This is a genomic window from Granulicella mallensis MP5ACTX8 (assembly GCF_000178955.2).
Classification (GTDB): domain Bacteria; phylum Acidobacteriota; class Terriglobia; order Terriglobales; family Acidobacteriaceae; genus Granulicella; species Granulicella mallensis.
On the sequence record NC_016631.1, the window covers coordinates 4,294,856 to 4,308,359 of the forward strand.

Genomic DNA, 13,504 nt, shown 5'->3' on the forward strand with positions numbered 1-13,504 from the left:
AAGAACGAAATGGGCACCTCCTTTTGCGCTTTGAATTCTTGCGGGTCGGGCAGGTGAGGATTTGCAATGGCTCCGTATCCGGTATCCTGACCTTTCTTGCATTAAACGATGGCAACGACAAACGAAATCACGAACGAAGCCGGGCTGACTCCCGTAATGCGGCAGTTCCGCACCGCTAAGGATGCCCACCCCGACGCCCTGCTCTTCTTCCGGATGGGCGACTTCTACGAGCTCTTCTACGACGACGCCATTGTCGCCGCGCGCGAACTTCAGCTCACCCTGACCGCGCGCGACAAGAGCAAGTCCGTGCCCATGTGCGGCGTACCGTACCACTCGGCGGGACCGTATCTGCAGCGCCTGCTGCGGCTGGGTTATCGCGTGGCGCTCTGTGAGCAGATGGAGGACCCGAAGGCCACCAAGACCATCGTGCGTCGCGAGGTCACGCGTGTGCTCACTCCCGGCACGGCACTCGACCCATCGCTGGCCGCCAGCGAGAGCCAGTGGCTGGCGAGCGTCGCGGGAGTAGGCGCGGCTGCGGCGGCCTGTGTGGGAGTGGCGGCCATCGACCTCTCGACCGGCGAGTTTCGCGCGACCGAGTTCACCGGTGCAAACGCCTGGGCCTTAGCTCTCGACGAACTCGCACGGCTGCGGCCCGCGGAGTTGATCTTCTCCCGGGGCCCCGGAGGCTTCGGCGCTAAGACCACGCAGAGCGTCCGTCAGACGTCGCTACGGGAATCCGATGCCCCCGACGAGACCGAGACCAAAGAGGAGTCGGCGCCAGCGGATATCGGCGGCGCACGGACCGAAGTTGAAGAGTGGGTCTTCAACAAAGAGTATGCCGTGCCCCTTCTGCGGCAGCAGCTTCGGGTGCACTCCCTCGATGGCCTGGGACTCGGCAACCACGCCGCAGCCGCAGTCGCCGCGGGTGCGATCGTGCATTACCTGCGCACGACCAAGCAGGGCGCCCTTGAGCATCTCGATACCCTGCGCTACTACGAGAAGCGCGACTGCCTGGAACTCGACGCCGTCAGCGTACGCAACCTCGAGCTCGTCGACCCCCTCTTCAGCAGCGAAGGCCCGAAGACCACGCTCTTCTACACGCTCGACGCCTGCTGCACACCGATGGGCAAGCGCCTGCTGCGCGCACAGTTGCTGCGCCCCATGCAGTCGCTCGCCGAGATCAACGAACGGCTTGCCGCAGTCGGGGAAGCTGCCGGGGACATCCGCCGCCGCGAGGGTCTGCGCCGGGCGATGGACGGTCTGCTCGATCTGGAACGGCTGCTGGGCCGGGTCTCGCTCGACTCCGCCGGACCGCGCGAGGTCGTCGGGCTTGGAGCCACGCTGGCACGTCTGCCCGGCCTGCGCGCCGCGGTCGCGGAGCTTGCCGCAACCTCTCCTTCGGGCCGATGGGCTTTCCTCGCAACCAGGCTCGATACCCTCGATGATTTAAACGAAATGATCGCACGCACCCTGGTTGAGGAGCCACCCATCTCGCTGAGCGATGGTGGAGCAATTCGAGAAGGCGTCGATGCGGAACTGGACGAACTGCGCGGGCTCTCGACCAGCGGCCGCCAGCGCATCGCAGCCATCGAAGAGCGCGAGCGAGCACGCACCGGCATCGGCTCGCTGAAGGTGCGATTCAACTCGGTCTTCGGCTACTACCTCGAAGTCACCAAGGCCAACGCGAAGTCCGTGCCCGCCGACTACGAACGCAAGCAGACGCTGGTAAACGCCGAGCGCTTCACTACCCCTGAACTGAAAGAGCTGGAGACCAAGATCCTCACCGCGCAGGAGCGCTCCGGCGAGATCGAGCGCAGAATCTTCTCCGAACTCCGCCGCCAGTTGCTGACCAATGCTGTACGAGTGCGCGAGACCGCACGCCGCGTAGCCGAGATCGATCTCCTCGGCTGCTTCGCGCATCTCGCCGCAATGCGCGGCTGGGTAAAGCCACAGGTCGATGCCAGCGAGGTGCTGGAGTTCGTCTCCGCGCGTCATCCCGTGGTCGAACAGCGTCTCGAAGAGAGCGGCGGCGGGCGCTTCATTCCGAACTCGCTGCACCTCGAAGCCGCCGGAGGAGAGGCCAACGGTCCCTCGCTGCTGCTCATCACCGGCCCCAACATGGGCGGTAAGAGCACCTACCTGCGCCAGGCCGCGTTGTTAGTCATCATGGCTCAATGCGGCTGCTTTGTACCTGCGGAGCGTATGCGACTGGGGCTGGTCGATCGCGTCTACACCCGTATCGGCGCCAGCGACAACGTGGCGCGCGGACGCTCCACCTTCATGGTCGAGATGACCGAGACTGCCGCCATCCTGAATACCGCCACAGCTCGATCACTCGTGCTGCTGGACGAGATGGGACGCGGCACCGCCACCTACGACGGTCTCTCGCTTGCATGGGCAACGGTCGAGCATCTGCACAACGACATCGGCGCACGCACACTGTTCGCTACGCACTATCACGAGCTCACCCTGCTGGCCGATCGGCTGGCACGCCTTCGGAACGTTCGCGTCACCGTGCGGGAGAGCGGCGGCGGCATCGTCTTTCTGCATACGGTCGAAGCAGGCGCCGCCAACAAGAGCTACGGCATCGAAGTCGCACGGCTGGCAGGGCTTCCCGGGGTCGTCATCGAACGCGCACGCGCCGTACTGCGCGTGCATGAGCGTGCCGAGTCGCAACAGATACGCGAGGCAGCTCCCGTCGCGGAGCGTGAAGCTTCAATGCAGATGACGATGTTCACGCCACTCTCGCAGCGCATCGTCGATCGCATCGAACAAACAGATGTCGACGGTCTGACACCGCGTGAGGCTTTGCAGTTACTGGCAGAGTTACAGCGCGAGTTGAAAGGAAGCGCATGAACACCGGCAAACCGAAACCGATGCTCGTTGCAGGCGTAATGAGCGGCACCTCCGCCGATGGAGTCGATGTCGCAATCTGCCGCGTATCCCCTGCACTGCCGAAGGGCGCGCCGCGAGTAAAGGTACTCGGACACCGCTCGTTCGCTTACGATGCCAAACTGCGCGCTGCCGTACTCGCTGCGATGGATGCCAAACAAACCAGCACGGCAGAACTCGCACGGCTTTCGTGGCGACTGGGCTCTGTGTATGCAGAGTGTGTCGACGTTACGGCACACGAGCTCAAGCTGAAGCCGCAGCTAGTCGCGTGTCATGGACAGACGATCTATCACCAGGCAACAGCCTTGCCCTATCTCGGCCAGCCGGTGCGCTGCACGTGGCAGATCGGCGAAGCCTCCCTGATCGCAGAGCGCCTGCGTGTGCCCGTGATCAGCGACTTTCGTCCGGCGGACATGGCTGCGGGAGGCCAGGCCGCGCCCCTGGTGCCGATGCTCGACTTCTGCCTGTTTCGCCATGCCACGAAGAATCGGCTGCTGCTGAACCTCGGCGGCATTGCGAACGTTGCGGTACTCCCGGCAGGCTGTTCTGTAGATGGAGTGATGGCCTTCGACACCGGCCCGGCAAACATGATCGCCGACGTCTGCATGAAACGGCTCTACGGTCGCCGCTTCGATAAAGATGGTGCCATCGCAGCACGCGGCAAGGTGCTCGACGGCGTAGTCGCAAAGCTGATGCAGGCGAGTTACTTCTCTGCCCTGCCGCCTAAGTCCTGCGGCCGCGAAGAGTTCGGCGAAGCCTTCGTCACACGATTTATCGCGCTGTGCGAACGAGAAGGTGCACGCAAGCAGGACATCCTCGCAACCGCGATAGCCTTCACAACAGAGACGATCCTCGACGCGTACCGGCGCTTCTGCCTGCCGCATCTCGGACAGCGTGCGCGTACAACAGAACTGTTCGCCGCCGGTGGCGGCACACGCAACGCAACCCTGGTGCAACGACTGCACGAGAGCTTCTCCGCGCTCGGCGTACGTGTCACCACCACCGAAGAAGCAGGAGTCGCGACCGAAGCGAAAGAGGCTGCGGCCTTCGCACTGATGGGCTGGCTTACGTGGCGTGGCCTGCCGGGCAATGTGCCTTCGGCCACGGGAGCAACACGTCCCGTGGTACTCGGAAAGATCACGCTCGCATGAAGAGTCTGGGCTGCCTGTTGGCATTGGGCGCACTGCTGCCTCTGGCTGCCTGCAACCTACCTACGGCCACAGAGCGCGGCACCCTGCACTTCCTCATCGCAAGCTCACCGAACAATCTCGACCTGCGCCAGGGCACCGACGCTCAGTCCGAGCGTGTCGGCACATTGATCTACGACGCACTTGTAGAAAAAGACGACCACTTCAACCTCCAGCCATGGCTCGCCACAAGCTGGGAGCGCCCCGATCCGCTGACCTGGATCTTTCATCTGCGCAGCGGCGTTCACTTTCACGACGGCAAGCCGCTTACCGCCGACGACGTCGCGTGGTCGATCCGCAGCATGACGAACGGCGCCTTGATCACCGCAAAAGGTGGAGCATTCGCCGATGTTACCTCCATCGAAGTGCGCGATCCCCTGACCCTGATCGTGCGCACCCGCCAGGCGGACGCGAGCCTGCTCTTCAACCTCAGCGACGGACTCTTCGGTGTCGTTGAAAAAGGCGCGGGGCGTGAAGAAGGGCTGCATCCGGTTGGCACCGGGCCGTTCAAGTTCGTCAGCCAGGTGCAGGACAAGGAAGTTGTTGTCGAACGCAATCCCAGCTACTGGGCCGGTCCACCCAAGATCGGACATATACGCTTCGACGTCGTCCCTGATGCCATCACCATGGCGCTTGAGATGAAGAAGGGCTCCGGCGACGCCGAGAGCAGCGACATCACGCTGGATATGGTGCACGCGCTGCGAGGACTCCCCAACCTGCGCACTGAATCCGGGCCGGGCTCGATCGTCATCTACGCCAACTTCAACGTGAACGACCCCGCGCTGCGCGACCGGCGCGTGCGCCAGGCGATTGCCTGCGCCCTTGACCGGCCCGCTCTGATCGCTGCCTTATGGCGTGGCGAAGCTCGCCCCGCCAATACATTTTTGCCGACGGATCACTGGGCCCAGGCCAGCGATTCGCAGCTACCACTGTATCCGCACGATACAGCTCGTGCTGTGCGACTGCTGGACGAAGCAGGCCTGAAGCCAGACAAGAACGGCATCCGCCTGCGCTTCACACTGAAGACCTCCACCGACGAGACTACGCGGCTCGTAGCCCAGGCCATCCAGCAGGAACTGCACGAAGCGGGCATCGAGCTGACGCTGCGCTCGGCGGAGTTCGGCACCTTCTATTCGGACATCACCAAGGGCGCGTTCCAGATGTATATCCTGCGCTGGATCGGCTCGAACGAAGACCCGGACATATTCCGCTATGCCTATGCGACAGCCAGCTTCCCTCCAAAGGGCGGCAACCGCGGACGCTACTCCAATCCACGCATCGATGCTCTTCTACAAGCTGCCAGCGCAGAGACAGACCAGGCCGCACAGCGGCGCGCTTACGTCGAGGTGCAGCAGATCCTCGCGAACGATCTACCGGGCATTCCACTGTGGTACCCGAACAACGAGGTCGTGCATTCAACCCGGCTGACAAACGTGAAACTGGACCCTGGGGGAAGTTTCAACTTTTTAAGGACAGCGGTGCTGCAGTAGACGTGCCAACATTCGGCGATGATCCGGAAGTTGGATCATCGCCGAATGGGCGGATTGCCAGGCAGTCAGGCTCCTTCAAAGAGACCGAAGGACTGAGCTCAGAGATCGTCTCTAGAAGTTCAAATAAATGGGATTCCCTGCGACCAACAACGTTCCATCGGCAGACCGGACATTGACCCGAAGCCAATGCCGCTTTCCGTCGCTGGGATAATCGAAGCTGCGCACTTCCTCTTTAGTTTGTGCCGGGGCAGCCTCAACGAGAGTGGTAAGTTCACCATCGCGAATGATCTCAGGGTGTGCATTCTGCAAGGCGAGCATCCTGAGGGTGAAGTGCACCGCCTGTCCTGCAGGGGACGAGATATCGTCCCCCATCGACGCGGTGTTTGCGCCTGCATGAGCAGAGAATTCGAGCGTGCGGTCGGCTGTGCCTTCAAGGTCGATGAAGACATGACCGGCGCGAATAGCCTTCAGGATCTCAACTTCAGAGAGGTTCTGAGCATAAACGACCGTGGTCGGATGCCCGACCGCCGATCGTGTCTGCGGAGGATAGTCGGCGTCATGGTTATCGCTTCCGCCAACTCCAGTGAGCCGATAGCCTTTGTTCAGCTTGTCCTGCCAAAAGGGAATGCCGGACCGGGGACCATCAAGCGAGCCGCCATTGATCGCTTCAATGGCATTCACGCGGCTGTAGTCGGTGTCAGGAACGGTCCATCCACAACCCATGCAGGCAGCGCCGGACGGCGAGCCCGGATGGTTGATGGAGATGAGACCGTGAAGATCCTGCACCTGTTGCAACAGATCATTGATATGCGGAACGTGGGGACTGGTCAGCCTGAAGTCAATGAAGGCCGTTGTGCCAAAGACATTGGCATGGCCCTGAAAGGTCGTAATTTCGCGGCCGGGCATCAGAAGAAGATGGTCGAAGTATGGCTGGAGTTCCCGCATGTCGTTATATTGCGAGATCGTGTTGTGATCCGTAATGGCAATGAAATCCAGCTTTCTGGCTACAGCTGCCTCGACCGTCTTATAGAGCGGACAGGGCACCTTTACTCCCGACTGGCTGAGACAGGAGCCGTCGCTATGCGCATTGTGCATATGCAGGTCTCCCCTATACCAGGCGGCGCCATCACGCAGCGGCTTCTGGCTAAAGGTTGAAGTCTCGAGAAGATCCGCCCGATGCGAGAGATAGATCTTTGCTTCGTAGTTGGAGCTCACGCCCTCCTCGATATTGGGGACGCCGAGGATAAGTTTCCACTGGCCCGGCACGATGACGCCGGGAAGATAGGAAGGGGTGGCGTCCGTCTCCGAGATCGTGAAGTAGTTTTTGTTGCCTCCGCTCCAGCCGCGGAATCGCTCGCTATCGAAGACACCAAGATCGATGTTGGTGTGCTTGTCGTGCTCCGTGTAGGAAAGTTCTACCGCTACCCGAGTCACATCCGGTCCTACGGTGAATGGCAGTTCGAGATACGTCTGGCGATCTGCGTAAGTAACTGTTCCGCGCAATACCAGATCGGGCTTTCCCTGCTGCGCATAGACACAGCTTCCGGCACAAAAACACGCGAGCAAGACAGTACTTACAACCACTCCAAAGGCCCTGGTGAGCTTAGGGCCTACAGCAAAGAATCTGACCAACATACTGCGCATTCTTTTTCTCCACTCGTTTGAACTTGCCAATTCTTCCTAAGTACTTCGCAGCAGCCTGTCAGCACGGGCATCGTGATGCAGGATGGCTCAGAATGCTTTAGTCAAGCGCACACCGGCGCGAACTACTCCGTATATTGCAAGACAGAGCAGCCGCGCCGATTGTGTCAATGTGCAATGAATTAGTTCTTCGATAACAGCGTGCGCACAATCCCCTTGGTCTCCTCAAGGCTCGCCGACTGCCTTGGAGCCGCATTGACGAGCGAGAGAACCGCTGCATCAAGTTTGCGGGCCTGAGCATAGCTAAGCGGTTCATGGAGGCCGTGGCTGGCCTTCGTCTCAATCAGTGGGTCGAGGAGATCGGACAATCGTGCCGTGGCTGCGAGGAGATCGCCTTGTTCCTCGTCGATCAGAGTGTTCAGCCCAGGGGCGGAAGGGCTGCCCTGTAAGGCATGGCGGCGGCCAACCAAGAGGTCATGCAGATAGGCTTTGCCTACAACGGCCCGCGAAGCATCGGAGATCTCAGTGACCCGCTCTCCGCGTTCGTGCGCATCGGGAATCAGCGTCTCCAGCAGGTTCTCTGCCAGGGGCTGTCCCTCTCCATCGCCACCGCGCTGCGGCAGCAACGCAGGCTGATCGAGAGCCATGGTTACTCCCTGGAGATTGGAGAAGACTGTGTCGAACTTCTCCTGCCGGGCTTTATCCCTGATGAGTCCAACCACGCGCACTTCCCCGCCCTTACGAGTGATCGTAGCTTCCCATCCGGAGTCGGCACCCAGCGTGCGCAGAAGATTCCAGGCCTGCACTTCGATTGCATCTCCGGGCCCATCGACAGGCTGGAGATCTTCATTCTTCGTCAGCTTTTCCGAGGTTACCGGCGGTATATAGATGCGCCGCTTCTGAGGAATGTCCTCCATCACAGAGACAGGCTCCAACGCTGCAAAGATCAACGTAAGCTCGACCGGACGGTAGTCCGAAGAACGAACACGAAGGCTCGCAGACCGAAGCAGCCCCTGATCGGTGTCCGTTTTGATCGTCCAATAGGGCTCCTCGTGCAGAACGGAGTCACGATGACTCAAAAGCCCGTCATGCCACTGCCGGTAGCTGTGCGCAGACAGCATCTGGCGATCATCCCAGCGAGCCTGCAGGAGCTGTCCATGCACGCGCTCACAGGGGCTGTCGCCCGGACCGGAGAGCTGCTCCCAATAGGGATCGGATGTTTCGCATGTGGCTGTGCCGACATGCAGACGATAGAAATGCTGGCTGGCGGTCGTGTCGACCTCTGTCGCCTCCGCGCGTGAAAGGAGCTCCGCCGCGCTGACCGACTGTATATGCCGGGGCCAGGCAAAGATTCCGATGACCAGTGCGGCCGCGATCGCGCCCCAGGCGATTCTGGGGGCAAAGATCTTCGGGCTCCTGCGCTGGGGGAAGACGAGCGTGTTGGAAGGTGAAAGGGGTTCCCGATTTCGGGAAGAGGAGCGGCTGAGTTCGCTCAGATCCTGGAGAAGAACCCTCTTTTGCGCTGAGACACTTTGGCAACGAGGGCAGCGGGCGACATGCTCCGAGACAAGTTTCTGTTCGGCTGCGGGGGCCGTGCCATTGAGAACCGAAAGGATCAGTGCTTCCGAGGGGTGGTGTTTGAAAAGCATGGGTCTTTATCCTTGTTTCGCCGGAATCCCTTTACGAAGTTTCCGAAGAGAACGGCGAACAACATCAACTGCGACCCTATAGGTCAAATCTTTTTTTAGCGCGATTTCTTTGTAGCTGCAGCCTTCAGCAAACATTAGAACGCATTGTCTCTCAAGGGGAGCAAGTTGCAGCAGGCTGTTCTCGAGACGCTTTCTGGATTCCTTCGCCATATACGCTTCTTCAGCGGATGGAGTTCCGTCTGGAGCCGTCTCTATCTGGGACTGGGAATCAGGCTCCACGATACTGGAAGCGACCTTGCGATGTTCAATGTAATTGAGTGCCAGGTTACGCAGAACGGTACTTGTCCATCTCGCCGCGCTCTGAATGGCACTCCCGCTTTTGACTTCGACAACCAGCCGGGCAAAGGTCTCCTGGGTGAGGTCTTCGGCGAGAGCTCGATTCCGGACCATGGCAAAAGCCTGTCCAAACAAGCTCTGTCGGCGGGCGCTATAAAACTCGGCTACGTCTTCCAGAACGAGTACTCCAGAGTGCTCATCCGAAGACGCACATTCTGTCCCTTGAGGGAGGTTACTGGAGTTCTTCGCGATTCGGGATTCCATCAGCCAGAGTGTCTCTGCCGGCTAAGCCGGCACGGTACAGGAGAGTTCAAAAGATTGAGAGTATCTCTGAAATAAGCTCTTTTAACATCATATCGGCCATCCGATGTGGGCCCACTAACGAGAGGCACTCTTTCCCGAACTTTAATTTCTGCCATCCGGCCCCTTGGCTAGGCATTCAGGATGGAATTGGCCGGGTCGTATCTCCGAAATGCTCGGAGACACGACCCGGTTTGTCCAGCAGTGTCTAGCCCTAGAATGAGAGCTTCAGAGCGAATTGCAGCTCGCGCGGAGTATTGCGCAAGGTTGTAATGGAAGCGAAGTTCTTAGGATTCAGATAGTTCAGGTTGCCAGGCTGCCCGAACTGCGGATTGTTGAGAGTGTTGAAGGATTCCGCCCGGAACTGGAGTCTTGTCTCGTGATAGATCTGAAACTCCTTGAAGATAGAGGCATCGAGGTTGTACCAGCTTGGTCCCCGGGCCTGCTGCGGACTTCCGCCAAGCACGGAGTAGTCAGTTTGTCCGATCTGCGTGGCGGCAGCCGGCTGGGCAAAAGCACTAGGATTGAGCCATTGGGTTGGATTGTGCGGTCCCGCATACAAGCTGACCCCTGGATTTACGGGAGCAAAGCAACCGAAATCCGATGTAGTCGCCGTAGCACAGCTAACGGTTAGAGGCTGGCCGCTTTGGTAGGTATAGATGTAGTTCGCGGACCATCCTCCAATGAACGCATCGGTAATGCGATTGATGCTGCCCAGGTAGGCCTTGTCACGCCCGATGGGCAGAGCGTAGGTACCTGAGACGTGAGCCACATTGGTAGCATCCGTATCGCAGAGACCGAAGTCCCCTGAGATTCCGAATCCAGGAAGCCACTGCGCACGATAAGCCGAGGTGGCAGTGCCTTGCGTTCTTTGGTTGCTGAAGCACTTGCTGTACGTGTAGTTAGCGAGAAGCTGCAGACCGAAGCTGGTCTGATGCTCAAAGGTCGTCTGCATCGAGTTATATTCGCTGCCCGCATTCGTCGTTTCGTAGATTGCGTTAGGAGCAAAGTGAGGGAAAGGAATAAAGCTCTGGTTGTTGTTGGCGATGGAAGGTATCTGCGAGATGTTAGTCCCGACCGGCAAAACCTCGGAAGGCGAGTTATTGTTGCCCAACACGTCCAGATGACGCCCTAAGGTGCCGACATAAGCGATCTGAAGCGAGTCGTGATTAGTAAATTGATCCTGAACAGTCAGGTTGAACGTCTGGACATAGGGTGTCTGGTAGTTATATTGACGTCCATAAAGATTGACGCCGGCACCGTTGACCTGGGTTGGGTCAGAGAGGTTGATGGTCGAGAAAGTATTCTCTATCGTGGCCGCCTGCCCGTTGGAAAGCAGGATGGGAGACTGCGAGTTGGGAGCATTCTGGGTAATCGTATAGATGAACGGATAGTTAGTTCCCAGGGTCCCACCGTAACCGAGGTTACCGAGAGCTCCATACGAGATACCAAAACCTCCACGAACGACAAGAGTTCTAGTAGCACGATAGGCAAAACCTAATCGAGGCGAAAAGTTGGTCTTTTGTGCGGCCCCAAGCGTCTTGCTTGAAACGCAGTCAAGATTGATATTGCTCGATGCCAACAAGGCGTCGAAGGTGGACGATCTGGGAACACCGCAACCCTGTTGCGAGATGTAGAACGTCCCCGTGTTTCCGTTGCCACCCACCGGAACGAAGTTAGCTTGCCGTCCATTCGTCTCCGAATAAGGAGTGAAGTAGTCCCAGCGCAGACCGAGGTTCAAAGTAAGTGCGGACGTAGCTCTCCAGTCATCCTGGAAATAAGCTCCGGTATACCACCGGTGGTACTGGGTGCCGGCGAAGTTCGATCCGGAGAAGCTTTGCAGGCCACCTACATTATTTACACCGCCAACTGTCGATGCCGTTGGCGTCAACAACATGTCGGAGATACCGTTCAGGCTCTGATTCTGGTTCGGAATATCAGTGAATTGACCATTGAAGGTGAACAAACCTCTTGGAGCCGGAGGCTGCATGATATTGCCCTGCAGATCGTCAACCTGGACTCCGGTTTTAATCGTGTGCCGGCCGAGTTCCTTGATGACATTATCCGTGACCTCCAGGTCCCAGACGGTCTGGATCGTCGGACGATCGTCGGTCGGCCCTAAGCCTGTCAGTCCGCTGATGTTGAAGGAGGAAAGACCACCATTTCCCGCCACCTGGGGGATGCCCTGAATACCGTACTGAGCGGGAATTCCAGTCACGTTTGCATTGGACAGCAGCTGCTCTTTTTCGCTGTGCCCAAAGCCTACGTGGAGCTCATTGGAGAGTGTCGGCGTAAAGATATGCGTGTAGCCGGTAGCGAATGCATAGGATGGGAAGGCATCGTTTTGGTCGTTCTGACCAGGCAGGGCTCCTGGAGCAAATTGGTTGAAGTAGCTCTCGTCAAACACTCCAAAGAGCGTGTCCTTGGAGCCGAAGGTCTCATCGATACGAAGGTCGTATTGGTTGACGGTCTCGGTCGACTTGGGATTATTGAGATAGTTATTGGCGAACGCCCCTGCTTTGGTCGGCAAAGGATATAGCTTGAGCAGCTTCACAGCATTGGGATCAAGCCGGCTCACGGGAATCTGATTGAGCTGCGAAGCCAAACCGGTAAAGTTTGTAATGCCCGCAACACTGCCTCCGGCATAGAAAGGATCGCGGACATAAATAGCACTGCCCGTGGTGTTCCGCATACCGGAGATGGTGTCTATCTGGCCGGGCTGAACCTGGCGCGTCGTCGCGGGATCGAGCACCGTGCCATGCGCAAAGACTCGGCCCAGGCCATCGGTCGAGGTTCCGCTGTTGAATGAGATCAGGTCCTGCAGATTGGTAAAGCCGCTGTTTACCATGTTGGCCGTTGGCACAGTGCTGGTAGCCTGCGCAGGTGTAACGATCCGCGTGCCCTGGTAATCGAAGAAGAAAAACGTCTTGTCTTTTCCGTTGTAGAGCTTGGGAATGAGGACAGGCCCGCCTACCGTTCCGCCAAACTGGTTCTGGTGATACTCAGCCCTCGGCTTGCCTTGCTGGTTGGAAAAGTAGTCATTGGCGTTGAAGGCAGTGTTCCGCACATACTCCCAAAGGTTGCCATGGAGCTGATTCGTTCCTGAGCGGACGACTGCGTTGATAACGCCGCCGGTCGAGTGCCCGAACTCGGCGCTATAGTCGCCGGTCTGCATCTTGAATTCCTGGATGGCGTCAGGGGGAGGAGTTACCGTCGCATCTGTGCCGACGGAAGATCCGCCGAAGAATTCAATATTGTTGTTAATACCGTCGAGACGGAAGTCGTTCTGATAGAGCTGAACACCGTTGACCGAATAGAAGGCATTTTCAGGAGTTCCACCGTTCTGCCCGATCGGAGCTGTCGCGACACCGGCGGCCAACTGGCCCAGAGAGCCCCAGTTGCGCGTTTCGAGCGGCAGATTGTTGATGGTCTGGTGCCCGATGGTCTGTCCAATGGCCGCATCTTCGGTCTGCAGCAGAGGGGATGCTGCCGTGACAGTCACCTGCTGCTGCACGTTACCGGTCGCCAGGAGAATATCGATGGCGTCAGTCTGCTGGACGTGCACCTCGATTCCGTGAACCACGCGGGCTTCAAATCCTTCGTGCGTGGCTGTAGCGGTGTAGGTTCCGGGATTCACACCCGTGAAGATGTAGGTTCCGGCAGAGGTAGAGGTCACGCTGGAGCTGACCCCGGTGAGATCGTTCTTTAAAACAATCGTCGTGCCTCCAACCACCGCACCCGATGCATCTTTAACGGTACCCGCAACGCCGCCTGCATCGATCTGGGCCATCGCACCTTCCGTGGCGAAGAGCGCCAGCAGAAGAAGACAGGCAAACGACAGGATGAAATTTCTTACACGATGTTGAACCATTGACCCCTCTAGTTGAAAATCTTTTTCTGCCGCGGACACAGGAAGCCGCACAGGCTTGAGACAAGCCTGGGAGGCGACCCTAAACGTGATCGACAGCGCACACAGCGTTATTCGGACATTTCCGATTGAGTGACGCTT

Annotated in this window: 7 protein-coding genes; 3 read left to right on the forward strand and 4 right to left on the reverse strand. The window is 58.7% G+C overall.

Annotated features, from left to right (window positions below):
• Positions 1 to 108 precede the first annotated feature (108 nt).
• Genes mutS through ACIX8_RS16915 form a run of 3 tightly spaced genes read left to right on the forward strand, consistent with a single transcriptional unit; the run spans position 109 to position 5,569 of the window.
• Positions 109 to 2,856: a DNA mismatch repair protein MutS gene (gene mutS, locus ACIX8_RS16905; protein WP_014266591.1), complete on the forward strand. Its 2,748-nt coding sequence runs from the start codon at positions 109 to 111 to the stop codon at positions 2,854 to 2,856.
• A complete protein-coding gene (locus tag ACIX8_RS16910; protein ID WP_014266592.1) occupies positions 2,853 to 4,043 on the forward strand; it encodes an anhydro-N-acetylmuramic acid kinase in 1,191 nt (396 codons plus the stop codon). Before mutS ends, ACIX8_RS16910 begins: the two co-directional genes overlap by 4 nt.
• Entirely contained in the window at positions 4,040 to 5,569 is a 1,530-nt protein-coding gene (locus tag ACIX8_RS16915) for an ABC transporter substrate-binding protein (protein WP_014266593.1), read from the forward strand. Before ACIX8_RS16910 ends, ACIX8_RS16915 begins: the two co-directional genes overlap by 4 nt.
• A 111-nt stretch (positions 5,570 to 5,680) precedes the next feature.
• On the opposite strand, the gene ACIX8_RS16920 is transcribed toward ACIX8_RS16915, so the two are convergent.
• The 4 genes from ACIX8_RS16920 to ACIX8_RS16935 form a co-directional block, all read right to left on the reverse strand.
• Complete coding sequence (locus ACIX8_RS16920; RefSeq protein WP_014266594.1) at positions 5,681 to 7,213, reverse strand: CehA/McbA family metallohydrolase; 1,533 nt, start codon at positions 7,211 to 7,213, stop codon at positions 5,681 to 5,683.
• A gap of 179 nt (positions 7,214 to 7,392) precedes the next feature.
• Positions 7,393 to 8,859, reverse strand: a complete 1,467-nt coding sequence (locus ACIX8_RS16925) for a cupin domain-containing protein (protein ID WP_014266595.1) — start codon at positions 8,857 to 8,859, stop codon at positions 7,393 to 7,395.
• Positions 8,860 to 8,865: 6 nt separating this feature from the next.
• Positions 8,866 to 9,459 carry an RNA polymerase sigma factor gene (locus tag ACIX8_RS16930; RefSeq protein ID WP_014266596.1) on the reverse strand — a complete coding sequence of 198 codons (594 nt, stop codon included), beginning with the start codon at positions 9,457 to 9,459 and terminating at the stop codon, positions 8,866 to 8,868.
• A gap of 250 nt (positions 9,460 to 9,709) precedes the next feature.
• Entirely contained in the window at positions 9,710 to 13,366 is a 3,657-nt protein-coding gene (locus ACIX8_RS16935; RefSeq protein WP_014266597.1) for a carboxypeptidase-like regulatory domain-containing protein, read from the reverse strand.
• Positions 13,367 to 13,504: the final 138 nt, after the last annotated feature.

Coding starts and splice junctions, on each gene's coding strand:
- mutS (WP_014266591.1), top strand. CDS start 109: ATGGCAACGACAAACGAAATCACGAACGAAGCCGGGCTGACTCCCGTA.
- ACIX8_RS16910 (WP_014266592.1), top strand. CDS start 2,853: ATGAACACCGGCAAACCGAAACCGATGCTCGTTGCAGGCGTAATGAGC.
- ACIX8_RS16915 (WP_014266593.1), top strand. CDS start 4,040: ATGAAGAGTCTGGGCTGCCTGTTGGCATTGGGCGCACTGCTGCCTCTG.
- ACIX8_RS16920 (WP_014266594.1), bottom strand. CDS start 7,213: ATGCGCAGTATGTTGGTCAGATTCTTTGCTGTAGGCCCTAAGCTCACC.
- ACIX8_RS16925 (WP_014266595.1), bottom strand. CDS start 8,859: ATGCTTTTCAAACACCACCCCTCGGAAGCACTGATCCTTTCGGTTCTC.
- ACIX8_RS16930 (WP_014266596.1), bottom strand. CDS start 9,459: ATGGAATCCCGAATCGCGAAGAACTCCAGTAACCTCCCTCAAGGGACA.
- ACIX8_RS16935 (WP_014266597.1), bottom strand. CDS start 13,366: ATGGTTCAACATCGTGTAAGAAATTTCATCCTGTCGTTTGCCTGTCTT.